The organism is Agrobacterium sp. 22-226-1 (genome assembly GCF_053522345.1).
This window is the reverse complement of record NZ_JBNWCP010000012.1, coordinates 19,786-46,587: the sequence shown is the minus strand read 5'-3', so window position 1 is coordinate 46,587 and position 26,802 is coordinate 19,786. Positions and strand designations below refer to the sequence as shown.

21 protein-coding genes and 3 pseudogenes are annotated in these 26,802 nt (G+C 57.2%); 12 read left to right on the top strand and 12 right to left on the bottom strand.

The features are described 5' to 3' along the window. The first annotated feature begins 79 nt into the window (after positions 1-79). Both ACQZ5K_RS19330 and ACQZ5K_RS19325 read left to right on the top strand, forming a co-directional pair. Complete coding sequence (locus tag ACQZ5K_RS19330; protein ID WP_149622385.1) at positions 80-964, top strand: NAD(P)-dependent oxidoreductase; 885 nt, start codon at positions 80-82, stop codon at positions 962-964. After that, complete coding sequence (locus tag ACQZ5K_RS19325) at positions 961-2,163, top strand: LysR family transcriptional regulator (RefSeq protein WP_149622384.1); 1,203 nt, start codon at positions 961-963, stop codon at positions 2,161-2,163. The genes ACQZ5K_RS19330 and ACQZ5K_RS19325 overlap by 4 nt, the downstream gene beginning before the upstream one ends. A 25-nt stretch (positions 2,164-2,188) precedes the next feature. Here ACQZ5K_RS19325 and ACQZ5K_RS19320 read toward each other — a convergent pair whose 3' ends face one another. The 4 genes from ACQZ5K_RS19320 to dctA all read right to left on the bottom strand — a co-directional run bounded on the left by ACQZ5K_RS19320 (position 2,189) and on the right by dctA (position 6,422). Then, on the bottom strand, positions 2,189-3,199 hold the full coding sequence (locus ACQZ5K_RS19320) for a Bug family tripartite tricarboxylate transporter substrate binding protein (RefSeq protein WP_149622383.1): 1,011 nt from the start codon (positions 3,197-3,199) through the stop codon (positions 2,189-2,191). A gap of 106 nt (positions 3,200-3,305) precedes the next feature. Beyond that, the gene (locus ACQZ5K_RS19315) at positions 3,306-4,370 is read right to left on the bottom strand and encodes a 4-oxalomesaconate tautomerase (protein ID WP_149622382.1); all 1,065 of its coding nucleotides are present in this window, start codon (positions 4,368-4,370) and stop codon (positions 3,306-3,308) included. Next, the gene (locus ACQZ5K_RS19310) at positions 4,363-5,034 is read right to left on the bottom strand and encodes a 4-carboxy-4-hydroxy-2-oxoadipate aldolase/oxaloacetate decarboxylase (protein WP_149622381.1); all 672 of its coding nucleotides are present in this window, start codon (positions 5,032-5,034) and stop codon (positions 4,363-4,365) included. The genes ACQZ5K_RS19315 and ACQZ5K_RS19310 overlap by 8 nt, the downstream gene beginning before the upstream one ends. A 41-nt stretch (positions 5,035-5,075) precedes the next feature. Then, the gene (gene dctA, locus ACQZ5K_RS19305; RefSeq protein WP_423752644.1) at positions 5,076-6,422 is read right to left on the bottom strand and encodes a C4-dicarboxylate transporter DctA; all 1,347 of its coding nucleotides are present in this window, start codon (positions 6,420-6,422) and stop codon (positions 5,076-5,078) included. Between the two features lie 292 nt (positions 6,423-6,714). Between dctA and ACQZ5K_RS19300 the strand changes: the two genes are divergently transcribed. The 3 genes from ACQZ5K_RS19300 to ACQZ5K_RS19290 all read left to right on the top strand — a co-directional run bounded on the left by ACQZ5K_RS19300 (position 6,715) and on the right by ACQZ5K_RS19290 (position 10,053). Further along, positions 6,715-7,992 (top strand): LysR substrate-binding domain-containing protein, encoded by a 1,278-nt coding sequence (locus ACQZ5K_RS19300; protein WP_236760057.1) that lies wholly within the window; start codon positions 6,715-6,717, stop codon positions 7,990-7,992. Between the two features lie 148 nt (positions 7,993-8,140). After that, complete coding sequence (locus tag ACQZ5K_RS19295) at positions 8,141-9,163, top strand: amidohydrolase family protein (RefSeq protein ID WP_149622380.1); 1,023 nt, start codon at positions 8,141-8,143, stop codon at positions 9,161-9,163. Beyond that, positions 9,163-10,053: an amidohydrolase family protein gene (locus tag ACQZ5K_RS19290; RefSeq protein ID WP_149622379.1), complete on the top strand. Its 891-nt coding sequence runs from the start codon at positions 9,163-9,165 to the stop codon at positions 10,051-10,053. The genes ACQZ5K_RS19295 and ACQZ5K_RS19290 overlap by 1 nt, the downstream gene beginning before the upstream one ends. Before the next feature lie 28 nt (positions 10,054-10,081). Here the strand turns inward: ACQZ5K_RS19290 and ACQZ5K_RS19285 are convergent, their stop codons facing one another. Next, complete coding sequence (locus tag ACQZ5K_RS19285) at positions 10,082-10,996, bottom strand: LysR family transcriptional regulator (RefSeq protein WP_149622378.1); 915 nt, start codon at positions 10,994-10,996, stop codon at positions 10,082-10,084. Between the two features lie 102 nt (positions 10,997-11,098). Between ACQZ5K_RS19285 and ACQZ5K_RS19280 the strand changes: the two genes are divergently transcribed. The 4 genes and pseudogenes from ACQZ5K_RS19280 to ACQZ5K_RS19265 all read left to right on the top strand — a co-directional run. Beyond that, positions 11,099-11,749, top strand: coding sequence for a tripartite tricarboxylate transporter TctB family protein (locus ACQZ5K_RS19280; RefSeq protein ID WP_174057915.1), 651 nt, complete (start codon positions 11,099-11,101; stop codon positions 11,747-11,749). Next, positions 11,742-13,247, top strand: a complete 1,506-nt coding sequence (locus ACQZ5K_RS19275) for a tripartite tricarboxylate transporter permease (RefSeq protein ID WP_448741147.1) — start codon at positions 11,742-11,744, stop codon at positions 13,245-13,247. Before ACQZ5K_RS19280 ends, ACQZ5K_RS19275 begins: the two co-directional genes overlap by 8 nt. A 32-nt stretch (positions 13,248-13,279) precedes the next feature. After that, positions 13,280-14,272 carry a Bug family tripartite tricarboxylate transporter substrate binding protein gene (locus ACQZ5K_RS19270; RefSeq protein ID WP_236762486.1) on the top strand — a complete coding sequence of 331 codons (993 nt, stop codon included), beginning with the start codon at positions 13,280-13,282 and terminating at the stop codon, positions 14,270-14,272. Between the two features lie 83 nt (positions 14,273-14,355). After that, positions 14,356-14,490: pseudogene (locus ACQZ5K_RS19265) on the top strand (IS3 family transposase); the annotation flags it as partial. A gap of 339 nt (positions 14,491-14,829) precedes the next feature. Here ACQZ5K_RS19265 and ACQZ5K_RS19260 read toward each other — a convergent pair. After that, positions 14,830-15,615: an IclR family transcriptional regulator gene (locus ACQZ5K_RS19260; protein WP_448741146.1), complete on the bottom strand. Its 786-nt coding sequence runs from the start codon at positions 15,613-15,615 to the stop codon at positions 14,830-14,832. A 261-nt stretch (positions 15,616-15,876) separates the two neighbouring features. On the opposite strand from ACQZ5K_RS19260, the gene ACQZ5K_RS19255 reads away from it, so the two are divergent. Further along, positions 15,877-17,976, top strand: coding sequence for a TonB-dependent receptor (locus tag ACQZ5K_RS19255; RefSeq protein ID WP_448741145.1), 2,100 nt, complete (start codon positions 15,877-15,879; stop codon positions 17,974-17,976). A 117-nt stretch (positions 17,977-18,093) separates the two neighbouring features. Here ACQZ5K_RS19255 and ACQZ5K_RS19250 read toward each other — a convergent pair. The 5 genes and pseudogenes from ACQZ5K_RS19250 to ACQZ5K_RS19230 form a co-directional block, all read right to left on the bottom strand. After that, positions 18,094-18,781, bottom strand: a pseudogene (locus ACQZ5K_RS19250) (transposase); the annotation flags it as partial. Between the two features lie 84 nt (positions 18,782-18,865). Beyond that, complete coding sequence (locus ACQZ5K_RS19245) at positions 18,866-19,135, bottom strand: hypothetical protein (RefSeq protein WP_149622373.1); 270 nt, start codon at positions 19,133-19,135, stop codon at positions 18,866-18,868. A 244-nt stretch (positions 19,136-19,379) separates the two neighbouring features. Continuing rightward, positions 19,380-20,864 carry an efflux transporter outer membrane subunit gene (locus ACQZ5K_RS19240; RefSeq protein WP_336509900.1) on the bottom strand — a complete coding sequence of 495 codons (1,485 nt, stop codon included), beginning with the start codon at positions 20,862-20,864 and terminating at the stop codon, positions 19,380-19,382. Positions 20,865-21,128: 264 nt separating this feature from the next. Beyond that, a complete protein-coding gene (locus ACQZ5K_RS19235) occupies positions 21,129-21,779 on the bottom strand; it encodes an invasion associated locus B family protein (RefSeq protein WP_149622372.1) in 651 nt (216 codons plus the stop codon). A 227-nt stretch (positions 21,780-22,006) separates the two neighbouring features. Further along, positions 22,007-22,762 carry a hypothetical protein gene (locus ACQZ5K_RS19230; RefSeq protein WP_153315393.1) on the bottom strand — a complete coding sequence of 252 codons (756 nt, stop codon included), beginning with the start codon at positions 22,760-22,762 and terminating at the stop codon, positions 22,007-22,009. A 225-nt stretch (positions 22,763-22,987) separates the two neighbouring features. Between ACQZ5K_RS19230 and ACQZ5K_RS19225 the strand changes: the two genes are divergently transcribed. Then, positions 22,988-23,713 carry a response regulator gene (locus ACQZ5K_RS19225; RefSeq protein WP_149622370.1) on the top strand — a complete coding sequence of 242 codons (726 nt, stop codon included), beginning with the start codon at positions 22,988-22,990 and terminating at the stop codon, positions 23,711-23,713. A 260-nt stretch (positions 23,714-23,973) separates the two neighbouring features. On the opposite strand, the pseudogene ACQZ5K_RS19220 reads toward ACQZ5K_RS19225, so the two are convergent. Beyond that, positions 23,974-24,613 (bottom strand): annotated as a pseudogene (locus tag ACQZ5K_RS19220) (IS5 family transposase); the annotation flags it as partial. 381 nt (positions 24,614-24,994) lie between these two features. Here ACQZ5K_RS19220 and ACQZ5K_RS19215 point away from each other — a divergent pair. Beyond that, the gene (locus ACQZ5K_RS19215) at positions 24,995-26,659 is read left to right on the top strand and encodes a carboxylesterase/lipase family protein (RefSeq protein WP_149622368.1); all 1,665 of its coding nucleotides are present in this window, start codon (positions 24,995-24,997) and stop codon (positions 26,657-26,659) included. Positions 26,660-26,802: the final 143 nt, after the last annotated feature.

Genomic DNA, 26,802 nt, shown 5'->3' with positions numbered 1-26,802 from the left:
CTGCACAAAATAGGGGCGCGACATCGCGCGCCCCTGCACAGGACATTAGATTGGGTTGGCGCGCGGTTCGGGAGAGATCATGTTGAAAATAGCGACTTTGGGCTTCGGTGAAGCGGCTCAGGCCTTCGTCTCCGGCTGGCGAAGCGAAATCGATGCGCAAAAACTGGGCCTAGTTTCAACTTTCGATATCAAGATCGAGGACAAGGCGCAACATAATGTGCTCATCGATGCCTGCGCAAAGCTCGACGTCACCTGCGCTCAGACGCGGGCAGTAGCCTTCAAGGACAGTTCGGCGATCTTCAGCCTCGTCACGGCCGACTGCGCGTTGGAAGCGGCAAAAGCAGCCCTGCCCTTTCTTGAAGAAAACAGCCTTTATCTCGACTGCAATTCCTGTTCCCCTGCGACCAAGTCAGCCGCCGCCGCGCTGATCGAAGGCGCGGGCGCCCGATATGTCGACGTCGCTGTCATGTCTCCGGTCCATCCCGGCCGGCATCGCACGCCGCTCCTGCTTTCGGGCGAAAATGCACCGAGTGCGCTGGCTTTGCTGGCCGATCTCGGCATGAAGGCCCGGATTGCCGGCGAGAACGTCGGCGAGGCATCTTCGATCAAAATGCTTCGCTCGGTGATGATCAAGGGGCTTGAGGCGCTAACTGCAGAATGCATGCTGGCTGCTCGGCGCGCCGGCGTCGAGCAACAAGTGCTCGCCTCGCTTCAGGCGTCCGACCCCGGCATAGACTGGACCGCTCGTTCCGCATACAATCTGGAGAGAATGCTGGTCCATGGAAAACGGCGCGCCGCTGAGATGCGCGAGGTTGCGATGACGTTGAGCGAATTGAACCTGCCCAATCGCATGGCCCTTGCCACCGTGGACTGGCAAAGCCAACTTGGCGAACTCGACGCCGAAATCACCGACGCCAGCCTGACCGGGCGGGCAGATGCAATATTGAAATCCCTCCCGACGTGACCCTGGTTCAGACCGCATCGAACGTTCAACACAATCTTCGACATCTGCGGGTCTTCCTCGCGGTTGCCGACACCAATTCGGTAACCCGGGCGGCGGCGCTTTGCTATCTGTCGCAGCCCGCAGTCACCCAGGCACTTTCGAAGATCGAGCGCATTTTGAAGACGCCGCTATTCGAGCGCACGGCGCAGGGGCTTTTTCCCAATACCGAAGGCCAGGTTCTGGAGCGGCGCGTACGGCGCGCCTTCGATTTTCTCGATCCAGCCCTCACCGAGCTCAGTCCACGGCTAAAACTTATCGCAACCACATCCCAGCTTGAAGCGCTGATCGCGGTCAAGGAAGCCGGCAACTTTACGCTGGCGGCTCGTAGGCTCGGTCTGGCACAGCCCACCGTCCATCGCGCCGTAACACAATTGGAGGCAGAGGCCGCCAAGCCACTGTTCGAGCGGACATCTTACGGCATCATAGCCACGAAACAGGCTGTCAGCATTGCCGAGGCAGCAAGGCTCGCCTTTGCCGAACTTATACAGGCGGAAGTCGATCTGGCGGAAACGCGGTCGGAAGAGGTTGGCAAGATCGTTGTTGGTGCGCTACCCTTGTCGCGTTCGTATTTACTGCCAAGAGCCATCGCCGAATTTCGCAATTGGCGCAGAAAGATCACAATTCAAATTGTCGACGGACCTTACGCCGAACTTCTGGCCGGCCTGCGTCGAGGTGAGATCGATTTCCTGATCGGCGCCCTTCGCGACCCACTTCCGATTGCCGACGTTAAGCAAACATTTCTCTTCAGCGACACAATTGTGATCGTTGCCGGGAAATCTCATCCGATACTGAGAGATATGCCCGTGCGAGCTGATAGGCTCGTGGAATACCCCTGGATCGTCGGCCTGCCCGGAACGCCAATTCGTACCCAGTTCGATCGCATGTTCGAACGGTGGAACTGTCGTCCGGACAGCATCGTGGAATCGGCTTCGCTTATCCTAATGCGGGAACTGCTGCTGACAACCGATCACCTTGGATGCATCTCATACCGCCAAGCTCAAGCAGAGCTGTCGCGCGGCCTCATTTCATCCATATCGCCGGACCTTGAGCAAACGGCTCGCCCGATAGGTCTCACCACTCGAGCCAACTGGGTGCCCACCGCGCCTCAACGCCAATTTCTTGAAATTGTAGACAAGTATTCCAAAGCCGATATGGAATAGCGAGCACCCAAGCCGACCCATTTTTTCACTGCTTCGGCACACCCGCACGATTGATCACCGACGACCATTTCGCGATATCATCTGCCAGCCGCTTTCCGATTTCCTGCGGTTCGCTCGAACGTGCCTCAACGCCCAAGTCTGCAAAGCGCTTTTTTATCCCTTCGTCCGCAAGCACCTCCTTGAGGGCCCCATTGAGGACATCCAATACCTCTCGCGGCGTCCCCTTGGGCGCAAAAACAGCATTCCACGAAGTGACTTCGAAGCCCGTAACACCCGCCTCCGCGACCGTGGGAACATCTCCTGTAAGACTTGATCGCTGAGCTCCGGAAGAAGCAATCGCAATGGCGTTGTTCTGTTGCAACGCGGCCTTTAACGCCGATGGACTGTCAATGATCATGTCGAGTTCGCCTCCCAACAATGCGACTTGGAGGTCAGGAGTGGCCTTGTAAGGAACGATTGTGAAATCTATCCCGGCGGATGATTTGAATAGTTCAGCCGCGAGGTTCTGGCTGCTGCCTGTGTTGATCGTCCCAACGTTCAACGCGCCCGGATCTGCCTTTGCGGCATCCAGAACATCCTTCAGCGAGTTGAACTTGCTACCCGCCTTGGTGACGAAAACGAAATCGAAGTAAGCAAGGCTGGAAACCGGTACGAACTCGGCAACTGGATCGAAGGGTAACTTTTTAAACAGCGGCACGCTGATCGCCGTTCCGTTCGAAAAAAGGGCAAGCGTGTAGCCATCCGGCTCAGCATTGAGAACGGCACGTGCCGCGGACGCTCCACCAGCTCCAGGCTGGTTCATGATTATGATCTGACGTCCGAGCTTTTTGCCGAGTGCATCCGACACGATGCGCGCAGTTATGTCGGCGATCCCTCCAGGACCAAAAGGCAAAACGAGGGTGATCTCTCGCTCCGGGTAACTTTGTGCCGCAGCAAAGTTAGGAAACACACCTGCCAACGCAAATGCTCCAACCGCCATGGTGAACCTCCTAGCTTTACAAAAACCACCAGCGATCTTACGAACGAACAGTCTCATGTCTTCTCCTCCCATTTAAGCCGCAGGGCAGCTTGGTTTTTGGATGATCCTGGATAGCGCTCACCGCCGAGGCTCCTCTTCCATCGGTGATGAGCGGTTGTGATCGTCAGTCCATCGGTGCAGGAAACACTAACCCGTCGAAAAGCTTGCGCGCCGTTCGCACGGTGCCAGCCGCTTTGATCTTTCCGTCAGCATCGATGTCGAGAAATACCTCCATGGCGCCGGTGGGATGCTCGATCCTGTAACGGCCATTGTCTGGTTTCGTGACGAGTTCCGCAGCCGGACTCTTGGCTAGCTGCGTTGCAGTGGCGACGGTCACGGCTGCCAGAACGCCAACCGACGCATGGACGCGATGGGGAATGAAGCTGCGGGTGGAGATTGCTCCACCATCGAACGCTTTTGAGACCAAAGTCATCTTTGGAACCGAAGCAGCTGTGACGTCCCCGAGGTTCATCATAGGCCCGGCTTTCAATCGGATCGTTTCGATACGCTGCTTCAGTTCCGCATCGGCTTCAATTTGTTCGCGCGTCTCCGAGCCGCTCAGGCCGAAATCCGAGGCGCGCATCACGACGCATGGCATGCCGTTGTCTATGAGGGTTGCAGAGATGCCATCAATAACATCCGCTTCATTACCGGTGGGCAGCAATGATCCACACATCGATCCAGCAATGTTCTCGAATAATAGCGGCACAGCCGCGTGGCGACCCGGTACGCCGGCGATTTCGGTTTCGCCTCGATAGTCCACGCGCTGACCAGGGGTAGAGACCTTCGCCACAGCCACCTCCCCTGAGTTGACCATGTGGATGCGGACTTCGGTGACCCCGTCTGTTGCCGTGACGAGCCCGCGTTCGATCGCGGCGGGGCCAACCCCCGCCAAGATGTTCCCGCATCCTTGCGCATCGCTCACCAGAGCCTGGTCGACAAAAACCTGCAGAAATAGGTAGTCGACATCCGCATCATTGCGCGTCGAAGGTGAAAGAACTGCGACCTTCGACGTGAGTGGATCGGCGCCGCCTATACCATCGATCTGGCGCGGGTCCGGCGATCCCATGATGGCGAGCAGCAATGCATCGCGCGCGCGCGGCTCACCGGGTATATGTTGCCCGAGGAAATATGCCCCTTTGGATGTGCCGCCGCGCATCCAAAGGCACGGAATGCCTTCTTCAAACATATTTGAGACCCTTCTGCTCAAGCATCGGGCGCATATGGTAGATATCCAGGCCGAGTTCTCCGGCAGCAAGCTTGGTGCGCTTGGCGTCTTCGTTCGCAAGCCGCTTTTCCGCAGCGGCGAGTACGGTTGACGCCTCGATGCGCTTGACAACGCATACGCCGTCATCATCGGCGACGATAACGTCCCCGGCCTCTATATGTGCACCGGCACAGACAATCGGCACGTTGACGGAGCCCAACGTCTCCTTCACCGTCCCCTGCGCGGAGATTGCCTTGGACCAAACCGGAAAACCCATTGCCGTCAGGTCGCGGATATCACGTACGCCCGCGTCGATGACCAAGCCCTTGCAGCCGCGGGCCATTGCCGAGGTCGCCAGAAGATCGCCGAAATAACCGTTGTCGCAGGGGGAGGTTGGCGCCAACACAAGGATGTCCCCGTCCTTCAACTGTTCAATTGCAACATGCAGCATCCAGTTGTCGCCAGGAGGCGAGGAAATGGTGACCGCCGACCCAGCGACCTGACCACCGGCATAGATCGGGCGCATGTAGCTCGCCAACATTCCCTTCCGGCCCTGTGCCTCATGCACCGTAGCGACACCAGCCGCGCCAAGACGCCTGATGATGTCGGCTTCGACCCGCTCGATATTTTGAACAACGATACCCATTTCAATAAGTCCTTTTACCTATGAGAAAGTCTGCGAGAGGTTCACGCGGCAACAACGCCTTGAGCGCGTCTTAAGCGAACATTGCCAACCGTCTCTGCCAGCATCTTTTCATCGAGCTTGCCTTCCCATTTGGCGATGACAATCGATGCCAGGGAATTGCCGATGAGGTTCACGAAAGTCAGCCCTTCGGCCAGAATGCGGTGAATGCCGAGGATCAGAGCGATGCTCGCGACAGGGATGGCGCCGGTCGTGTTGAGCGTGGCTGCAAGAACGACAAATGCCGCACCCGCAACGCCCGCAGCCCCCTTCGATGTCAGGAGAAGCACGCCGATTAGGCTCAATTCATGCCAGATGGTGAGAGGCGTGTTCGTTGCCTGGGCGAGAAACACCGCGACCGTCGTGAGATAGAGGCACGTCCCGTCGAGATTGAACGAATAGCCTGCCGGAATGACAAACCCGACGACGGATTCCTCGCAACCAGCCTTACCCATTTTCTGGATGAGCCGCGGGAGCACCGTCTCGGTCGACGTGGTGGCTGCGACAATGATGATTTCATCCCACAGATAGCTGAACAACCGGAACAGACTGACACCGCACCAGTGCGCAATCATCCCGAAAACGATTGCGGTAAAGAGCGCACAGACCGCAAAAAACTCGATAATCAGCGAACCCAGCGACCAGAGTGAGGACGTACCAAACTGCCCGATGGTGAATGCGATGGCTCCAAATGCGCCGAGCGGCGCGAAATACATGATGTAGCCGATGATCTTGAAGAAGCCCTGCGACGCGCTCTCGATGACATGAAAGACCGGACGGCCGCGCTCGCCGATGGAAGCCAGGGCAATACCGAAGAGGACGGAGATGAACAGTACCTGGAGGACGTGCCCTTCCGTGAAGGCGCTAACGAAACTGTCAGGAATGATACCCATGAAATAGGCGGTCATTGACTGATCATGCGCCGTTGCGACATACGATTTGATCGATGATGCATCAAGCGTCGTCGGATCGATGTTCATGCCTGCACCGGGCTTCCATAGATTGACGGCAACAAGGCCGAAAACCAGGGCAAGTGTGGTAATGACTTCAAAATAGAAGATCGACTTCAAAGCAACCCGGCCAACGCTCTTCATGTCGTTCATGCCGGCGATGCCGTGAACAACGGTGACGAAGATGATCGGCCCGATCATCATTCGGATCATCTTGATGAAAGCATCGCCGAACGGCTTCATCGCAATCGCTATTTCCGGTGCGAAATGGCCGAGCAGGATGCCGATCACCGTGCCGGCGAGAACCTGAAACCAGAGCTGCCCTAAAATGCCAAACCGGCTGCTTTCGCCGACCTTGCCCGGCCTTGTCGGCACAGGACTGCTTATTCCTGAATAAGTCACGCGATATTCTCCTCCCGAAACCTCAGCTCCGACCCCGACAGGGTCTCGGATTGCGGTCCCGGCACATAATTGGCGCTATGCCACTCCCCGGACATCAAGCACGCGCTTGTGCTCGCTCGATATCCGAACTCCATGGAGATGAAGGGAAAGCAACCCGGCCCGCTCCAGCGATCCCGTTGCAAGGCCAGACACAGAGGTCACCTTTCCCGTTGGGCTTTGTAGAAGACCTCCTCTTCAACCTCCGACCCAAATTAAGGGACAAAGCGCCTGAAAAGGCAAAATGGATTTGCGCATGGCCCATAAGTTCTGGTTAAGTATCGATATGACCTTGCAGCGTGAGATCAACTTTCGTCACTTCGAAGCCGTCGCGATTGCCGGCCGTTTAGGTAGCATCAGCAGCGCCGCAAACGCGATGAACCTATCGCAGCCGGCCGTGACCCAGGCAGTGGCCAAGGTGGAAGCTCAGCTTGGGCATATTCTTCTTGAACGACAGCCCGGCGGTGTGGTCATGACCCAGGCGGGCCACCTCATGACGCAGCGAATAGAGCGGGCGCTCGCCTACATTATCAGAGGCGGACAGGGAGTTCGTCGCTCAGCCCGCTTGCCTGCATTGCCGAATATCGAACGTCGCATCACGTTCGGACAGTTGCGCGCACTCACCGCTGTCGATCAGGCAGGCAGCTTTGCGTTGGCGTCAAAGATGACCGCACTATCAGAGCCTGCCTTGCATCGATCGTCCCGAGAGCTCGAGCAGCTTCTTGGCGTATTGCTTCTCACGCGACATGGGCGGACAGTTCAGCCAACCCACGCGGCCTCACATCTCTTACGCTTTGCACGCCTGGCGCTTGCCGAAATTGAAGCCGGTTTCGATGAACTGGCGGCGCTTCATCGTGATGGTGCTGGCCGACTGACGATCGGAACATTACCCATGGCGCAGACGATCTTGCTCCCACGGGCTCTCGCTCGTTTTTCCAGTGCCAATCCAGCTGCCAGTATCGCCGTCGTTGAAGGGCCGTACGCAGACCTGCTCGTCAATCTTCGCAATGGCCAAATGGATGTGCTGATTGGTGCCGTTCGTGATCCCTCACCCGTGAAGGACGTGGTGCAAGAGGAATTGTTTGACGATGACTTGGTCATCGTTGCACGCAAGGAACACCCTCTGGCCCGGCGCAAAGAGGTCGACTTTACGAGCCTGAGAGATTTCCCGTGGATCACTGCATCCAGCGGGGCGCCAATGCGCTTGAAATGGGAATCGATATTCACGGAGCATGGTATTGACCCGCCGCCGATGCGGATCGAAAGCAATTCGGTCACGATCAGTCGCGGCTTGATGCTCAACGATGACTGGCTAACGTTGATGTCGCGAGACCAGTTCGTTGTTGAAAGGCTTGCCGGCCTTCTCGTCGAAATCCCCAGCGCTTTCTCTTCACAGCGGAAGATTGGCCTGACGTTCCGCAGCGACTGGCAACCGACCCGTCTACAAGCCGCATTCGTAGCAGAATTCCGCCGAGCTTGTGTTGACTGGACTTCAGAAAAACGAATGGAGAGTAACTCATTCCGATACGGCTGATATCGGCTTGCCAGCTATAACGCAATGAGCCGGGAGGAGAACCGCTCACCAAGTCTGATCACGTTCCAAACTCCTTCCGCTTGTCATGGATGCGGCCGCAGCTTCGCGCTTTCAGGACGCTTAAAAATACAGGAGGAACCCGGACGTCATGATTATCGATTGCCACGGCCACTACACAACTGCACCCGCCGCTCATTCTCAATGGCGTGGTCGTCAGGAAGACGCGATCAAAAGCGGTGGCGATATCAATCCAGCTTATCCCGAAATTTCCGACGACGAGATCCGTGAGACGATCGAGGCCAACCAGTTGCGGCTCTTGCGCGAGCGCGGCGCCGACATGACGATCTTTTCACCACGCGCTTCGGCGATGGCGCCCCACGTCGGCGACCAGCCTGCGGCAAAAGTATGGGCACGGCGTTCCAACGATCTGATCAAGCGCGTTGTCGACCTCTATCCGGAGACATTCGTCGGTGTTTGCCAACTGCCGCAGACACCCGGCATCTCCGTTTCCACCTCGATCGAAGAGCTGGAACGCTGCGTTTCGGAACTGGGATTTGTCGGCTGCAATCTAAACCCCGATCCGTCTGGCGGACGTTTCGATGCACCGCCTCTGACGGACAAGGCCTGGTATCCGTTCTTCGAGAAAATGGTCGAGCTCGATGTCCCGGCGATGATCCATGTCTCCGGGAGTTGCAATTGCGCCATGCATGCCACCGGCGCCTACTATATTGCCGCGGACACGATTGCCTTCATGCAATTCCTAGAGGGTGACTTGTTCAAGGACTTTCCGGATCTGCGCTTCATAATTCCCCACGGCGGTGGCGCTGTCCCCTATCACTGGGGGCGTTATCGCGGACTGGCGGACATGCTGAAACGGCCACCGCTCGACGAGCACGTCATGAAAAACGTGTTCTTCGATACCTGCGTCTATCATCAGCCCGGCATCGACTTGCTGTTCGAGGTCATAGACGTCGACAACATCCTGTTCGGCTCGGAAATGGTGGGCGCTGTCCGCGGAATCGACCCGCAGACCGGCCATTATTTCGATGACACCAAACGCTATGTCGATGCTCTCGATATTTCGGATGCCGACAAGAAAAAGGTGTTCGAACTGAATGCCCGTCGCGTCTATCCGCGTCTCGACGCACAACTGAAGGTAAGGGGATTGTAATGACGACATTCACGATGGACCCGAACTGGTTATGTTTCGATCCTGATCCCAGCAAACCGCGCTATCGTCCGCCGGCCGGCGCAGTCGACGCGCATTGTCATGTCTTCGGCCCGGGCAACGCTTTTCCATATGCAGATGAGCGTAAATATACGCCTTGCGATGCCGGTAAGGACAAATTATTCGCGTTGCGCGACTATCTAGGTTTCGACCGCAACGTCATCGTACAGGCAACCTGCCATGGCGCAGACAACCGTGCGCTTGTCGATGCACTGCAAGCCTCCAACGGCAAGGCACGCGGCGTGGCGACCGTACGCGACACAGTTTCCGACGATGAGCTTTCGCAACTGAACGAAGCCGGAGTCCGGGGCGTACGCTTCAATTTTGTCCGCCGCCTCGTAGATCCCAAATCGGACGCCTATTACCGCACCATTATCGACCGCATCGCACCGTTGGGCTGGCATGTCGTCATCTATTTCGAAGCAGCAGACCTTGAGGAAAGATGGAAGTTCTTCACCTCGCTGCCGACGACTGTCGTGGTCGACCACATGGGAAGACCGGACGTCAGCAAGCCTGTCGACGGTCCGGAATTCGGCCGCTTCGTGAAATTGATGGCGGAATACGAAAACGTCGTCAGCAAGGTCAGTTGCCCGGAGCGTCTGTCAAAAACGGGAGCACCAGGCTACGACGACGTCGTTCCCTTCGCCCGTATGCTGGTCGAACGTTTTCCCGATCGCGTGCTCTGGGGCACGGACTGGCCTCATCCCAACATGACCACTCACATGCCGGACGACGGTCACCTGGTTGACATCATCCCGCGCATAGCGCCGACTGCCGAACTTCAGAAAAAGCTTCTCGTCGAGAACCCGATGCGCATCTATTGGAACGACTAACGAGCAGCTCGAGCGATCGTCGAGCAATTTATGCGTCTCCCACATAGCCGAAAGACTGCCGGATAAGATTTCGTAGTCTTTCCGCATTGGCGGACAGCGAACCGCTCTTACGGGTGATGATGCCGATTTCGCGGGAGACGTTCGGCTCGGTAAGGACCTGGAGCGATAGCGCGGTGTCGGCTGTTGCATCAAAAGCCATGCGAGGAACCACAGCTAACGCCGTTCCTGCCCGCGCCATCGCAATCGCTGTTTGAAGATGTTGTGCCTCGAATTGCCACGACAAGTCGAAATCGGAGCCGGCCAGCGCATCGTCGATGATGAGGCGGTTTCCGGAATGCTGAGAGACACGGATAAGCGGGAAACCCTCCAAGTCACGCCACTTTACCGCCATGGGCTGAGCCAAGGCATGATCAGAAGGAGCTACAAGAACAAAAGGATCTTCGACAAGGACCTCAGCATCAAAGTCCCAACGGTTGGTGGTGATGATGGTAATGCCGAACTCGATGAGACCTTTTGCGAGCAAGTCTGAGATCTCCGCTGCTGACTTGTCGAAGATGTGGACGACAACGTCAGGATTGGCAGCGCTGAAACTCTTCAAAATCTCGGGAAGCCGGCCGGCGGCGAATGTCGGGAGGCAACCGATTGCAATTCGTTCGCGGCGCGCGTTCCCAGATAGCTTCAAGTCGTCGATCGTTGCCGCTAGGACAGCAAGCATCTCCTTGACCTTGGGAAGCAGTTCCAGCCCCGCCTGGGTAAGGCTTACCTCCTTGCTACTACGCATGAACAGCTTCTGGCCGACCTCGTCTTCAAGCTTTCGAATACGGTGGCTTATCGCCGTATGAGACAAATGAAGGTGTTGTGCTGCTTCGCGAAAGCTACCTCGATCGGCGATCGCCACGAACGCCTGAAGGCCAAGAAAATCCATGCGCGAAACAATGCTCATCTCTACACTCCTAATGAATCTAGATCATCTGATGGTTCATTAAATTCGTTTGTTTCATCGGGAAAAATGCACGATCTATCAGAGTATGCAAGGGAGGTGCATATGACTTTAGGGAGAAAAGCGACTCCGTCGCTCAATGAAAACGTATTTGCGGGCGCATTTCTGATCGCACTCGGATGTTTTGCGATCTGGCTCACAAGCGATTTGAGCCAGGGCAACTTGTCGTCGATGGGCGCGGGCTTCTTGCCTCGATACCTTGGAATGGCGATCAGCGTCCTCGGTGCAGTGCTTTTCGCTGCGGGCCTGCGATCCCCCGCGAGCGGCTTTGGCCGTACAAACTGGCGAGGGCTCGCATTGGTCTCACTCTCTGTGGCGGTCTTTGCGTTGACCATCCGCCCATTCGACCTTGGTCTCGTCACGACCCCGGGTCTCGGCATGCTCATTGCCGGCCCAACAACGGTGCTTATCGCCGGCTATGCATCGCCTGAGACAAATCTTCGCGAACTGCTCATAATCGCTTTTTCACTGACGGCATTCAGCATCCTGCTGTTTGCGGACGTCTTGAACCTCCCGCTTCCGGTCTTCCCAAAGATTCTGAACGTCGTGTTGTCAGGGATCTCGGCGAAGCTGGTGCTGAGGGTTACGACTGGTCTTTTGGTAGTTCTCGCCATAACAGCGCACATCTCCTCCAATGTCGTATCAGCAAAAGCGGACGGGACAGCATCGAAAAAAGCGGAGGCGAACAATGCCTGACCTATTCGCTAATCTCGCCTTTGGGTTCTCAATCGCCTTCACCCCAGTCAACCTTGGCTTAGCATTCATCGGATGTCTTGTTGGCACCCTGATTGGTGTCTTGCCAGGCGTTGGCCCTATCGCCACTATAGCCATGCTGCTGCCAATTACATTCGGCATCGATCCGACCGGTGCCCTGATCATGTTAGCAGGCATCTATTACGGTGCCCAATACGGCGGATCCACAACAGCAATCCTCGTCAACATTCCAGGTGAAGCCTCATCAGTCGTGACGGCGCTTGATGGACATCAGATGGCGAAGCAGGGCAGAGCTGGCGTCGCCCTCGGCGTCGCCGCAATCGGATCGTTCATTGCCGGTACGGTCGCGACAATTGTCATCGCGGCCTTGAGCGGTCCACTTACCGGTATAGCCCTGATGTTCGGCGCTCCGGAATATTTTGCACTGGTTGTGATGGGGCTAATTTTCGCTGTCGTTCTGGCAAGAGGGTCCGTCATCAAGGCTGTCGCCATGATCCTGGTCGGCATCCTGCTTTCGACGGTGGGGACAGACCTTGAGACCGGCGAAGAACGGATGACGTTCGGATTGCCGTTCCTGGCAGACGGCATTGATTTCTCGGTCCTCGCCATGGGATTATTTGGCATATCCGAAGTTCTTAGGAACCTCGACGCGCCAGAAACACGCGATATCGTGAAAAAGGCGATCGGGCGTTTGCTACCGAACAGGAGCGACGTCAAAGCATCCAGTTGGCCGGTCCTTCGTGGCACCGTGATTGGAGCTATTCTCGGTATCTTGCCAGGAAGCGGGGCGATCCTAGGTCCCTTCGCTTCTTACACATTGGAAAAGAAGATATCCAAGACGCCCGATCGCTTCGGAAATGGAGCCATCGAAGGTGTCGCGGGGCCAGAATCAGCCAACAATGCCGGGGCACAGACATCGTTCATACCGCTTCTGACACTGGGTATCCCCTCTAACGCAGTTATGGCGCTGATGGTGGGTGCGATGACCATTCATGGCATCGTGCCAGGTCCGCAGGTCATGACGAAGAGCCCTGACCTATTCTGGGGAATGATTGCGTCCATGTGGATCGGCAACCTGATGCTGCTTGTGATCAATCTCCCAATGGTTGGGATCTGGGTCAGGCTTTTGACGGTCCCGTACCGGTTGATGTTCCCGGCGATATTGCTGTTTTGCTGTATTGGCATTTACACGATCAGCTCAATGCCGACCGACGTGCTATTCATCGGCTTCTTCGGCCTGCTCGGATACGCATTGACGCGGCTCGGGTTCGAACCCGCCCCGCTGCTTCTCGGCTTTGTGCTGGGAGATCTCATCGAGGAGAACTTCCGGCGGGCGCTGCTGATCTCCCATGGTTCGCTAGCTACGCTAGTAGAAAGCTCGATCAGTATCTCATTGCTTTTGCTCGCAGCAGTGACACTCGTTCTCGCCCTTTTACCGAGCATTCGGCGCGGGCGCGATGAGGTTTTCGCGGACGACTAACAAAAACCACGCATCTTTGGAGGAGAATGCACATGAACCAAGACATAAGAATTACCAGGCGCACGATGCTCATCGGGACGGCTGCGGCTGCCGCGACGGCTTTACCGGGATTGAGCGCTCAGGCGCAAACCTACCCAGGCCGGAACATCACGTTGATCGTTCCGTTTACCCCGGGAGGGTCGACCGACATTCTCGCGCGTTTGCTTGGCCAGAAACTCGAAACAGCTCTGAAACAGCCCGTCATCGTTGAGTCACGACCCGGAGCAGGTGGAACGGTCGGGGTAGCGGCCGTGGCCAGGGCACAGCCCGACGGATATACCTTGGTCATGGGGCACATTGGTACGCTTGCCGTCGCACCTGCCCTTTATCCGAAGCTATCCTATGACCCATTGAAGAGCCTCGAGCATGTCAGCGGGATCGCTAAGGTTCACAATATGCTCGTCGTCAATCCCGATGTACCGGTAAACACTCTCGCCGAGCTCATCGAATATGCGAAGCAAAACCCCCGCAAGTTGAACTACGCGTCCGGCGGCAATGGCAGTGCAGCGCATATCGCGATGGTCGCACTTAATGAGCAGGCTGGCGTCAAGATGACCCACGTTCCGTATAAGGGGACGGCGCCGGCTGTTACTGATCTTCTTGGCGGTAGGGTACAACTAACCTTTACCGGCGCGCCGAACCTCCTCCAACATGTCGAGGCCGGAAAGCTTAAAGCGCTCGCCGTGTCGGGTGAAACGCGTCTTCGCTCAGCTCCGACAGTCCCAACCGTCGCGGAGACCTTCTCAGGCTTTGAGGCGTCGCAGTGGTATGGCATCTCGGCACCCGCCGGAACTCCCAAAGAAATCATCGAGACGTTGAACAACGAGATCGTGAAAGGCATGGCAGACAGTCAAATCCGCGATCGCCTTTCGGTCGAGGGTGCAGATGTTTGGACGAACAGTCCGTCCCACTACAGTCAGCACATTGCCACCGAAATCGACCGATGGGGAGCGCTGGTCAACAAAGCCGGTATCCGCCTCGATTGATCGAAAAAAATTCAGCCCCGCTTCTGGCGGGGCCAATGAAATTCCAAGCCTCCACTGTGAAGATCTTGAGAGAATCGACCCCCGTCAACCTCGCTGTTCCAAAATCGTGCCGTGAGGATTGGCGTAGAGACTATGATGAGTTCCCGCCACACAGCGCTATCGGTAACAAGGTGCCGATTTCGCTCATGAACGGCTCATCGGCACCTCCGCCGAACTGAGCCTTAACCCCGGAAAATTCCAGCTCCCGCTGGCCCTAAATCGGGGAGCACCTCAATAACCGCGCGAGCGAACTCAAAAACCGGATAAAACTTGGGGGCGGGGTCAGACTCCCTTGATAAAGGGGGCAAGGGCACGGCTGGGCAACTGCAGATCCGCCCAAAGAGTACTTGCCAGCTGCGGCGAAGCTTCCCTTCCGTCGGGTACAAAACGGCCTGATAGCGTTCTAGGAAGAAGTTATTAATCGGAAGCCGACCGTCGCTGGTGTGGCGGATCCGGTACTCACACTAGTCCAAGCTATCCTCGTGCTGCACCTTTGCGGAGCATCTGGCCGAATAGGCTTATGCGCCGCCGGATTCGGCCGTCGCCTGTCTAGCTGCTTCGATCAGTCGGGAAAAATGCCGTTCGGTCTCGGCGGTGGCCACGAAGGATACGGTGGTGACGACACAACAGAGTTCGCCCTGGGCGTCGAAAACCGGCGCCGCCTTGCCCGTTAGGGCGGAGAACAGATGTTCATTGAGTTCCGCGCCACCCGCTTCGCGGATGGTTTCCAGAATGCCGGCATCGGGACGGGAGCCGCGAAAGGCGGCCGGTTGCAGCCTGCGCACGGCGGTTATCCTGTCCGGCGGCAGGTAGGCCTGAAAAACCAGCCCGCAGGCGCTGTTGTCCAGCGGCAGAACATCGCCGAGCGCCACGGTGCTGATGGAAAAGCTGGCGCTTCTCGCCCACCGCACCACGGTCGGGCCGCGTTCGGTCCAGATCGCCACGCCGCAGCTGGCGCCGATCTCGGAGGCAAGCGCATTCATCTGGCGGCCGGCGGTTTCGACCGGATTGATTCGCCTGAGCGCGCTGATGCCTATTCCGAGCGCCGCGGGTCCGAGATCGTAACTGCCGCTTGCGGGGTCCTGTATCACCAGCCCCTCCCGCACGAGGCTTTGCATGTAGCGATGCGCGGTGGAACGGCCGGTGCCGGCGCGTTTGGCCAGTTCGCCAAGTGCCAGCGCCCTGTCCGATCTGGCGAGAAGATTGAGGAAACGCGCCGCGATCGACACCGACTGAATGAGGGCCGAGCGTTTTTCGCCCTCGTTTTCCGGCAGATTGTCCGAATCGTCATCCGTGGCGTTCAAGCGCGTTCCCCCGTTTTGTTGAGCATGCCTAACGCATCGGGCCGGAAATCGGAATCGATTTCTGCGGACGGAACTATGCTGTTCCCTTTCGAAACGCTGCGGGTGCGCAAGCGGCGGTCGGTAAACTTTGTTGTAAATATGGCACATCCCGTTACGGAAGCCTTTTTGTCCGCAATACAGAACGCATTCTCTATTGCGAAACGGATAACGCTTCCGTTACTTGAATATGACTTTAATACTCATGTTTATTAGGGGTGTGTGATGGGGTTTAGTTCTAACGGTCGTTTGATGAGCGGGGTCAGCGCTCTGACGCTGGCGACAATGTTTGTGACGCCGGTTCTCGGTCAGGATCAGCAGGCTGATGCGGCGGGCACCACCGTCTTGAAGCCGATTGTCGTGACCGGTGAAAAAGTGGCGCGTGACATGAAGAACACGGCGTCGTCCGTTTCGGTCATATCCGGGGATAAAATCAAGAAGGAAAAGACCGGCGACCCGACCGTATCGGAAGCGATCAAGGATATTCCGAACGTCGTTTACACCGACAATGTCAGCGCCCCGATCATTCGCGGTCTGGATACGCAAGGTCCGAATACGGGCGCGACGGCATTTTTTGCCGGCACCGTGCCACGCGCCACGATCAATGTAGACGGCCATTATCTCGGTTATAACGAATTCATCTATGGTGCCACCTCCATCTGGGATGTCGAAAGCATCGAAGTTTTCCGTGGCCCACAGACCACCTCGCAGGGTGCCAACGCCATAGCCGGCGCGATCATCGTCAACACGAAGGATCCGACATTCACGCCGGAAGCCTCCTATCAGGCGGAAATCGGGAATTACCACCAGAAGCGGGCTTCATTTGCGCTTTCGGGCCCGCTTGTCGAGGATCAGCTGGCGGCGCGTCTGGCGGTTGATTATTCCGGCCGCGACACCTTCATCGATTACATCAATTCCGCATTCGCCCATGAGGGAACGGATCAGGACTTCAAGGAGTTCAACGGTCGCTTCAAGCTTCTGTGGGAACCGCCGGAGATTCCCGGGCTGACGACCAAACTGACCTATTCCTATAATGCCGCCAACCGGCCGAGCCAGGAAGCGGCGTCGCGTCCTTTCGAGGATCTCAATCACGTCACCACCACCATGCCAAGCTGGAGCCAGAACACCCACACCGGTATTCTCGACATCAATTACGATTTCGAGAACGGCGTGAAACTGTTCAACCAGACGCAGTTCTCGGCTTCCGATGCCAGACGCCGGGTTGGCGTCGTGAATAACGGCGATGCGGATATCGACCAGACGAACACTTCCCACGAAACACGCGTGACCTTCGGTGATCAGGAAGACGTGCTGAGCGGTGTTGCGGGTATTTATTACGCTCATACTCAGGCTGACGAGCTTCTTCGGCTTACGGGGCGATATAACAATAGTCTTTCGACGTTCGACGACACCAAAGATAACTTAGGTATCTTCAGCGAGTTGAGTTATCGCCTAACCGACCAATGGACGCTGACCGGCGGGCTGCGCTACCAGCAGGACCGAATTCAGCGTACCGGCCGTTCCGTCTATTCGGCTCAGGCCGTGGATTTTGACGAAACATTCTCCGAACTGCTACCCAAGGCGACGCTTGCCTATGCGGTGAACGACGACTGGACTGTCGGTGGCATGATCAGCCGCGGGTACAATCCGGGCGGGGTGTCACTCAATATCTCCTCGGGCAAATGGATGACCTTCGAGGAGGAAAAGATCTGGAACTATGAGTTGTTCACCCGCGCGAGTCTGCTGGATGACCGGCTGGTGCTTAACAGCAACCTGTTCTACATGGACTATACGAATGCCCAATTTAACATTCCGGTCGTCATCTCTTCGGGTGTTACCCAGTCCTATACGATCAATGCACAGAAGGCTCACGCCTATGGTCTGGAAGTTGGCGCCGATTATCAGGTTCTCGACAATCTGACGCTGAAGGCCAGCGCCGGTCTGCTGAAGACCGAAATCGACGAGATCGCCAGCAACACCAGCTATGCCGGCAATGAATTCGCAAAATCGCCGGGCTACATGTTTAGTATCGGCGCAAGCTGGGATGTGACCGACAAGTTCACCGTTTCTGGACAGGTGCGCCATATCGACGGTTATTATTCCGATACGGCCAATACGGCCACCTATGCGATCGATCCCTATACGATCGCGGACGTGCGGGCGAGCTACAAGTTCCAGGAGGAGCTTGAGTTCTACGCTTACGTCAAGAACGTCTTCGACGAGCGCGCGCCCACCTATATGCAGCAGAACCGCGGCATTGGTGGTATCGAGGCCAGCATGACCGAACCGCGCATGTTTGGCATCGGCGTCCGCGGCACGTTCTGAGCCATCGCCTCACCAACTATCGACGCTCGGCAGGCTTGGAACTCATCCACGAGCCCAAGTGTCCTTTCTAAAATAGTTGAGTGTTTCAAGTAGTTATAATTCATTCGGATTTGCGGAGCCGTCATGGATGCGGCCCTTGCGAACGGCCGTATGCTTCTCCAGCAACATGGCGTGGTTGCCCATGATGCGGTGAACCCGTTTGGCGTTGACGACAGGCTTATCGGCGGCTCGCCTTTCGCGATTGAGGAGCGCGGCGATCCGCCGATAGCCATAGGTTGGCCTCTGATCCACCAACCTGCGAATGGCGGGCAGAAGCTCTGCATCCTCGGCCTTCCGATAGGGCCCGCGCGGCTTTGATCTGCCTTTCAACCGCTCCACGAGGTTGGAACGGCACACCCCCAAGCGTGTCTGCGACGGCTTTCATCGGGAACCGTCCTTCGGCAACAAGATCGGCCGCGATATCCGTTTTTTTGAGTCTGCTTTCGAAAGGGCTTCGCGGAGTATCTCGACCTCCATTGCGGCCCAGCATCCGCTCCAGCTCGCGGACGCGGTCTTCAAGCTTCTTCACTTCCGAATTGCCGACAACCGGCTCGTCTGAATCCACGGCGGCGGCACCTCCCTCACTTAAGAGCCTGCGCCACCGGTAAAGCAGATTGGGCGCAACGCCATGGCGGCGAGCGGTCGAAGATACCGTCTCGCCTGGTTCGAAACTCTGCTCAATGATTGTCAGCTTCTGCTCGGTTGTTCACCGCCTCCGGCGGATATCACCCGTCAGCAATTCAACATGTCGATACTCGTTAGACATAAGCCTGTCCTCAAGCCCGTGCTTGAGCCTTTCTGCTTATGCCGATTGTCCGGTCGAAAGGGGGTGCAGTTCACCCCCAAAGGCTTAATAGATACGTCCCTCGATAATAGAACATACCGTGCGGGGAGTTGTTGCCTTTAGGATGGGCCAGCAATTCGGGCCGGACAGAGTGGTACGAAGAACAATGAGTTCGCTGCTTTCCACCCGACCGGTGGAAAATTTCTCAAGCCCAAAAGGACCATTGCCACCAAAAGCATGCCCCTCCCTGACCTCTTCCGCCAACCAATCACAGACCGGCGCCCGGATGGTCCTTGCCGACTGGATTGTCTTGATCATCGTCAGCAGCACGATCATTTCGATCTCTGCGGCCTCCTAAAACCCCTGCGGCTTGTCGATAGTTCGATCGGACATGTCGGATCGGACTGAGTATGTGCACACTCCCGGAGACGGCCCAGGCGAAGTTGGAGCAACTGCTCGGACGCTCAACCGTCTTTCGGCACGTTTGAATTACGCCATCGAGAGCCGAATGCGACTGGGGGCGGCCGCCTGCCACGGCCCATGTGGCGCTATCTGATCGGCGAAACCGCAATGACTGAGCTCACCTGCTGGCGATCCTGGGTCCTGTATCCGTATCCACAACTGCGGGTTTTTCGACGCGGGCATTCCCTTCCCATCCGCCACCCAAGGCCTTGTGGAGGGAGACATAATAGGTTGCTATATTCGCTTTACTCTCGATGAGGTCTTCTTCGGTGGAGTACAGATCGCGTTCCGATTCCAATACATCCAGAAGATCCTCCATCCCGGCCTTGTTGAGTGCATGCGCCAATTGCACCGCCTGCCGATAGGCAGCGACCGACGCCGACAGCTTTGCCCGGCGCTGCTGCGACTGGTTGAGAGCGACGATGGCATTCTCGACATCTTCCATGGCTGAGAGGACGGCAGATTGATAGGCAACGAAATACTGGTCTCTTTGTGCCTTTGCCACGTCGACGGCGGCCTTCAATTGCCCGCCCTTGAAAAGAGGGATCGAAATAGTCGGTCCGAACGACCAACTGATCGACGACTTCTGGGCGAGATCGGAAATGCTTGCTGCCGATGACGCGATGTCGCCCGTCAGGCTGATGGTGGGATATCTAGCGGCTTCAGCCTGACCGATCTTTGCCGTGTACTGCGCCAACTGTCTTTCCGCCGATCGCACATCCGGACGCGAATGCAGTACGTCGGCCGGAATGCCGACGTTTACCGGATATGTCGGAGAAGGAATCTGGACGGGTTTATCCATGAGTTGCTGTAGCGCCGAAGGTGTGTTGCCGAGAAGAACGCTCAGCCGATGGACGGAATGCTGATAGGAAATCCGATAGGATGGGATATCGGCTTCCGTGGAGGCAGCCTGAGCATCAGCCGTAGCAGTATCCACACTCGTTGCATCGCCAGCTTCCTGCTGCTTGCGCGTGAGAGAGGCGGTTTCGCGCTGCGATCGGGCCGTACGTCCGGCCAAGGTGATCAGAGCCTGATATTCGCGTGCCTGGATATAGTATGAGGCAACGTCGCCGATTAGCGTGACATAGGCATCGCGCAAATCTTCGTCCGCTGCTTCCGCCGAATAGCGCGCGGCTTCGGCGGCGCGGCGGTTTGCGCCGAACAGATCGATTTCCCAGTTCGCGTCAAAGCCGATCTGATATTCGGTGGAGATCGTGTTTTCGTCGGACGACTTGGATTTGCTCCGTGTTGTCGAAGCCGAACCGTCAAGTGTGGGGAGGAGCGCCCCCGTCTGCTGGCGATATGCAGCTCTTGCTTCCCTCACCCGGGCTTTGGCGCTTGCCACATCCAAATTCTTCTCGATGGCTTGCGCTATGAGATCGTCGAGGAGCGGGTCGTTCAACTTTCGCCACCATTGAGTCAGCTCCGGCGGCTTGGCCCGTTCGGCCTTTTTTGCACTGGCCCATGAGGCGAGATGGACCGTTTTCGGCGTCTGATAGTCAGGCCCGACGACGCACCCGACAAGTGTCGCAACCATTGTCCCGATAACGGAAAGACGGACGCAACCAAGTAGGGGGCCTTGATTAATTATCGTTTTCGGCACGATGACCTCCTTTAAAATAGACCATTCGGCTGGACTGACGAAGCCGTCGTTGCTGCTCGTTGGAGCCCCTATCCTGCCCCGCGAGGGTGACTCGGGATGAAATTGCTTCGAGGTCGCCTGACGAACAGGGCCTAGTGCATTGAGTGCCGTGGAGCAAAAGAACGCTCTCGTGGTGAAGGACACCGCTCTTCGGCTCCTCTCACTCCCGCCGCGCAGGCATGACCTGCAGTTCCTGCTTACGACCAACCACGTCGTCACGGGCTCTCATTTCAAACTGATTAGCCGCCCGTAAGCAGCTGCGAATCCCTTTAACGAAATCTCGAACATCTGCTCTGTTGACGTGCCGTGAACCGTGGCAGCGATCGCTAGGGTCCCGGCGTGTTTCAGAGCATCGATGCTATCCCCTGAAAAGACCATTGGAACGAGGCAACCATCCGCGACGCAAGTCGCAAAGGGTGCGATCTGAGCAGCTGGTTGACCATCCATTTTCAGCCGAATTCCCTGCGACAGCGAAAGACCAAACGGCATCAGTACCAGAACACGCGTTAATCCGTCTGCAGGCGGGAAAATCGCTATCGCGATGATCGTTCTGCCCGTTTTCTTATCTTCATGATATTGCCCCATCGAACATCTTCGGGCCGCTTCGATAATCTTGCATTCGACCGCCCAGTCCTCAAAACCCTCCCTAACGGAATTGGCGCTATAATGCGGCGCGGGCTCATCCTCCGCCGTAACCGAGGGGATATCAACCTCGCCGCTCGCCCCGGGCATCCTCTCGGACGCCAGCTGCATCAACGGTCCTAGGACCAACCAATCGACTGCTCCGCCCGAGACTGTGCCGCCGGCAACGCCGTGAAGCAAAAGAAGGGACGGGGCGAACCAAGCTATTCGTTTCAAAATCTTCGTGTTTACCATTTCAGTCGTCGTTTTCCGTGGCTGGCCCGTTCTGAACCGCCGGTGGCTGCGCGCCCAATCCGCTGCGACCGGCACGTCTTCGAATTGAGGGAAGCGCCGCTCTCAGAAGAGGCTGTCTGATACGGTTGGGACCGGGGCGACAATGAAGTTTTTTGGGTACCCCAAGTTACAGCCGTTTCCGGCCTCATCGCCATTCGTCCTGGGAGCTGACATGGGGGGGTGGTGTCTCACCTCAGCGGCAGAGGCAGAGGCAGGGCGTCGCCGCCCGGACTCGGAAGAATTTCCGGGGGGAGCGGCGGCGCAAAAAGATGAAGCGGACCAAAAGGGTGGTCGGCTTTAGCGAGCTTGTCGAGCTGTTCGGGTCGGAGCGTCTTTTGCAAGATGTCGATCGCCTGCTTCAAGGACCTGGCCTTCTTCGCACGTACGATGGCACCGTCGGCGAGGATTTCGGCAAAAAGCGGTACTGCCCTTTGATCTTCAGCCGGCATTGCTGGCCGACCGGTAGCTGGAGGCGAAGGAGGCCCGATGATCACCCAAGGCACAGCCGGGGGCTCCAAGAAGGCGATAAATGCGGATGTATAGGCGCGCCAAGCATCGATCTGCGCGGCGCCGATACCGACATACAGTTCTAACGCCGACAATTGCGCTGCAAAACTAAGTGCGGGATCACCGGGCCAATCGCCACCAGGCCCCGCGCCGATTGGTGGCAGACCAGTATCCTCGTGCGGTCGGATTGGCTGGGCAAATGGATATTCACCGTGGATCCAGGGCGGAGGCAAGCCAGGACCGTCACCGCCTCCTGGCATGGGAAGACGCAACATTCCGGTGGCGGCCGATCCGTCCTTCTTCGGCTTGCCTGGATTGCCCGCAACGATTGGGATCCTCAATTCCCTTTCTTCCGAAGTTCCGCCGCTGAGATCTTGCGTATGGGAGGGCGCGCTTATCAATATCACCAAAGCTGCCGACAGGAGCCCCGTAACCATGAGGGAGCCTCTCATGACGTCTTCCTTCCAATGTCAGTGTTCACGGTTGATGACCATAAGCAGCGAGCGTATCCCGAATTGGTCCGCATATTTGGGAAGGTTTCCCAGCCCGCAAAATTTGCAAAGAAAGGTTGCTAACTCTAAAGCAGAAAAGATTTTTTACAAAATTCTCAGCTTCGCGCGGGTGTGATCTCTATAATTCCGCCATGCAAGAGGGCATCGGAGATGAACAGTCAGGCTCATATATTAATCGTCGATGACGACCTTGAAATTCGCTCCCTGCTTGCGCGTTATCTCAGCGGACAGGGGTTTCGTGCCTCCGTCGCATCGAACAAGCGCGAATTCGAACATCACATGCAGGTTGCCAATCCAAATCTTCTGGTTCTCGATGCCATGTTGCGAGATGGCTCGGGTCTGGACATTTGCCGTGGGTTGCGTGATCGCCGCTCCCCCATACCCGTCATCCTGTTGACGGCGCTGAAGGAAGACGTCGATCGCATCGTCGGTTTGGAGATCGATGCAGACGACTATCTCGGCAAACCCTTCAACCCCAAGGAACTGGTTGCCCGCATCAAGAGCGCATTACGGCGCTCGGGTCAAAACGATCCGCCCGATGCTGAAGCGAGGATCTACAGTTTCGCCGGACTGGAAGCCGATCCCGAGCAGCGCCACGTGTCACGCGAAAATGGCGACACCGTCGATCTCACCCGTGCCGAGTTCGAGCTTCTCAGGGTATTTCTTGAGCGGCCCGGTCGGCCCCTGTCACGCGACCAGCTTCTTGAACTTACGCAGGGACGCTCTCGTGATCATATGGACCGCTCGATTGACGTCCTGGTGAGCAGACTGCGTCGCAAGCTAGGCGAAAGCAAAACCGGACCGCTCTTCAAGACAATCCGCAACGGCGGCTATCAGCTCATGGTGCCGGTGAAGGTGTCAGTGATTACAAGATGAATTCACTATAAAACCTATCGTCGCACTACGATCCTGACAATCGTCACCGTCGTTGACTTGGCAATCTTCGCGGTCAATATGGTCTGCACCCCCGCAGTTGGAATATCAAGTAGAACCAATCGTCGGCCAGATCCGCTTTCTCAAATGGCGCGGTGGAGACGTGAGCGTTAGACGCGGTACGGGCCGGTTGTAACGGCCTCCATCAAGCTTGAAAGCGGGTCAATTGATCGGAACCGACGGAATATTGCCCGTATCCCGAACCGCCCGATGAGGTTCTCGACCTTGTGGCGCTGACGTAGAGGACCTTGTCGTAGGCGAATGGAACTTTGCGGCTCCGGCTGGACGGGATGCACGGCTCTATGCCTCTGGCTCCGAGTTCCTCGCGGAACCAAGTGCTGTCGTATCCTCGATCGGCAATCAGATGATCGGCGGGAGGCAACGCGTCGAGCGCGAGACGAGCGCCCCTGTGGTCGCTCATCTGGCCTTCCGACAGGAGCAGGATGATTGGCCGTCCGTCACCGTCGCAAACGGTGTGGAGCTTCGAGTTCAGCCCGCCCTTGGTTCGCCCGATACGACGTGGAACATCCCCTTTTTAAACAGGCTCGCTGCCGTGCGGTGGGCCTTCAGATGCGTCGCGTCGATCATGATGCGCTCGGGTTTCGGCCTTTTGCCCGCAAGCCCCGCAAAGATACGGTCGAAAACACCGAGGCGGCTCCAGCGGATGAAGCGGTTATAGAGCGTCTTGTGCGGACCGTAGTCAGCCGGCGCTTTCTTCCACTGCAGCCCGTTCCTGATCACATAGACGATGCCGCTTACCACGCGCCGGTCATCGACCCGCGCAATACCATGCGAAAGCGGGAAATGCGGCGATATTCGCGCAATCTGGCGCTCGCTCAGCAGAACAAATCACCCATCACGGCCTCCTTCTCGGAGAACGTGAATCACATCTCATCAAGCACTGGTAATGCCGGACGGACCGGTGCTGCTTGAAGCCGCTCGGCGACGAAACGCACAACGCATCTGGATATTGCGGACGGAATTGTGCGAAGCGCTCGCTGAGCATCTCAAATCGCTTGCTCTGCTTTTATATTGCATTTTGCTCTATCAGTTATGCCGCCCGCAAGGATTGACTTAAATCGATTATGTTCGACTTTACGCAGGTCCTCTGGACGGGAGGGCATCGTGCGGCTTTGGAGGAAGCTGCACGCGGTTGTGTGAGGATACCGTCAGCCTCGACGATTTCTCGCTCCCGAACGTCATCATGAATTGGAGGAATAGCAGATGCGTTACCAACCATCGTTAATATCCAAAGGCCTTTATTTTGCCATCGACAAAACGCCGCGCCACCTGGCCATGGCCTCGGTAATTCTTCTCGCAGGTGTGAGTACTGCCTCGACGGTTTATGCCGACGGTTACGTGTCAGGCGCCAAGGCGGCCGTTGTCGATACCAAGGCTGGCGAGATCGTCGGGGCCGAACGCAACGGCGTCTATAGCTATCTCGGCGTTCAATATGCGACCGCCGAGCGGTTCGTGCCGCCGAAACCGGTCGCGCCCTGGGAGGGCGTGCGGCCTGCGTTGGCGTTCGGCGAAACATGCCCGATCCCGACGATGAAGTCGGTCGCGGGCGACGAGTTGTTCAATCCGCATCGCTACCTGCCGACCAGCGAGAATTGCCTGTTCCTGAATGTCTGGACGCCCGGCCTGAAGGACGGCAAGAAGCGGCCTGTGATGGTCTGGCTGCATGGTGGCGGCTACACCAACGGCTCTTCGATCGAGCAGGTCTCCTATGACGGCGAAAACCTGTCGCGCAAGGGCGATGTGGTGGTGATCACCCTCAACCATCGCCTGAACGCGCTCGGATTCTTGGATCTTTCCGCCTATGGGCCGGAATACAAGGAATCGGGCAATGCCAGCATCGCCGACCTCGTCACGGCGCTGCAGTGGGTCAAGGACAATGCCGAAGCGTTCGGCGGCGATCCGGGCAATGTGACGATCTTCGGTCAGTCGGGCGGCGGCAGCAAGGTGCGCACGCTGATGGGGCTCCCGGCGGCAAAAGGCCTGTTCGGCAAGGCGATCGTTCAGAGCGGCGCGACGACCTCGCCGGTCACCAGCCAGAGGTCGGCACGCCGCGTTGCGGAACTCACCTTGAAGAATCTCGGTATCGAAACCTCTCAGGTCGACCACCTCAAGACGGTGCCCGTCGAGCAACTTGTCGAGGCCGGTACGAAGGCACTGGAGGATGCCAAGAAAGAAGGCATCGAAAACCCGCGCTGGGCACCGGTTGTCGATGGCGCATATCTGCCGCGCGATCCGGTAGGTGATGGCTGGGTGGATCAGGCCAAGCATATCCCGCTGCTGATAGGTACCGTGCTCAACGAGCAAGAGACCGTCACCCGTGTCAACCCGGCGATCCTTTATGCCGACAACAAGAACGAATGGAACGCTGAAAAGACCGACGCCAAACTGAAGCAACGCTTCGGCGACAAGGCGAATGCTATCGGCAAGGCTTTTCTGGAGGCCTATCCTGAAAAGAAGCTGGCGGATGCCGCCTTCGTCGATCTGACCGGCCGCACCGGCACGCTGAAGAACATTCAGATGAAGGCCAAGCAGGGCGGCGCACCGGTCTATTCCTACGTCTTCACGCGTGAATCGCCTGCCATGGGCGGAATCGGCGGCGCCTGGCATTGCTCGGAAATTCCCTATGTCTTTGCCAATGCCGAACTTGTCTCGCAGGCCACAGGCGGCGGGCCAGAGGCTGCTGCCTTGCAGGACAAGATGAGCGAGGCATGGATCAATTTCGCGAAATCCGGCAATCCGAACCATCCTGGCCTGCCTAAATGGCCGGCTTATGCCGCCGACAAGGGTGCGACGATGATCTTCGACAACAAGAGCGAAGTCCGGTTCAATCACGACCTGCCGCTGCTCAAGGCCGCCGGCGTGTTGTAGCCCGCATCTCGTTCCATTCCTGATGAGTGACAAACTTCCGGCGGTGCCGTCGCCGGAAGAGCGGCTGGCCTTTACGCAATGTCACGGGATGTCCAGCCGGCGCGCCACAAGAACAGGCGCCTGTATTTCTTTTCATTTATTCC

Coding starts and splice junctions, on each gene's coding strand:
- ACQZ5K_RS19285 (WP_149622378.1), bottom strand. CDS start 10,996: ATGAGCATTGTTTCGCGCATGGATTTTCTTGGCCTTCAGGCGTTCGTG.
- ACQZ5K_RS19290 (WP_149622379.1), top strand. CDS start 9,163: ATGACGACATTCACGATGGACCCGAACTGGTTATGTTTCGATCCTGAT.
- ACQZ5K_RS19275 (WP_448741147.1), top strand. CDS start 11,742: ATGCCTGACCTATTCGCTAATCTCGCCTTTGGGTTCTCAATCGCCTTC.
- ACQZ5K_RS19215 (WP_149622368.1), top strand. CDS start 24,995: ATGCGTTACCAACCATCGTTAATATCCAAAGGCCTTTATTTTGCCATC.
- ACQZ5K_RS19320 (WP_149622383.1), bottom strand. CDS start 3,199: ATGAGACTGTTCGTTCGTAAGATCGCTGGTGGTTTTTGTAAAGCTAGG.
- ACQZ5K_RS19310 (WP_149622381.1), bottom strand. CDS start 5,034: ATGGGTATCGTTGTTCAAAATATCGAGCGGGTCGAAGCCGACATCATC.
- ACQZ5K_RS19300 (WP_236760057.1), top strand. CDS start 6,715: ATGGCCCATAAGTTCTGGTTAAGTATCGATATGACCTTGCAGCGTGAG.
- ACQZ5K_RS19330 (WP_149622385.1), top strand. CDS start 80: ATGTTGAAAATAGCGACTTTGGGCTTCGGTGAAGCGGCTCAGGCCTTC.
- ACQZ5K_RS19255 (WP_448741145.1), top strand. CDS start 15,877: ATGGGGTTTAGTTCTAACGGTCGTTTGATGAGCGGGGTCAGCGCTCTG.
- ACQZ5K_RS19280 (WP_174057915.1), top strand. CDS start 11,099: ATGACTTTAGGGAGAAAAGCGACTCCGTCGCTCAATGAAAACGTATTT.
- ACQZ5K_RS19230 (WP_153315393.1), bottom strand. CDS start 22,762: ATGGTTACGGGGCTCCTGTCGGCAGCTTTGGTGATATTGATAAGCGCG.
- ACQZ5K_RS19235 (WP_149622372.1), bottom strand. CDS start 21,779: ATGGTAAACACGAAGATTTTGAAACGAATAGCTTGGTTCGCCCCGTCC.
- ACQZ5K_RS19295 (WP_149622380.1), top strand. CDS start 8,141: ATGATTATCGATTGCCACGGCCACTACACAACTGCACCCGCCGCTCAT.
- ACQZ5K_RS19270 (WP_236762486.1), top strand. CDS start 13,280: ATGAACCAAGACATAAGAATTACCAGGCGCACGATGCTCATCGGGACG.
- ACQZ5K_RS19225 (WP_149622370.1), top strand. CDS start 22,988: ATGAACAGTCAGGCTCATATATTAATCGTCGATGACGACCTTGAAATT.
- ACQZ5K_RS19315 (WP_149622382.1), bottom strand. CDS start 4,370: ATGTTTGAAGAAGGCATTCCGTGCCTTTGGATGCGCGGCGGCACATCC.
- ACQZ5K_RS19245 (WP_149622373.1), bottom strand. CDS start 19,135: ATGATCGTGCTGCTGACGATGATCAAGACAATCCAGTCGGCAAGGACC.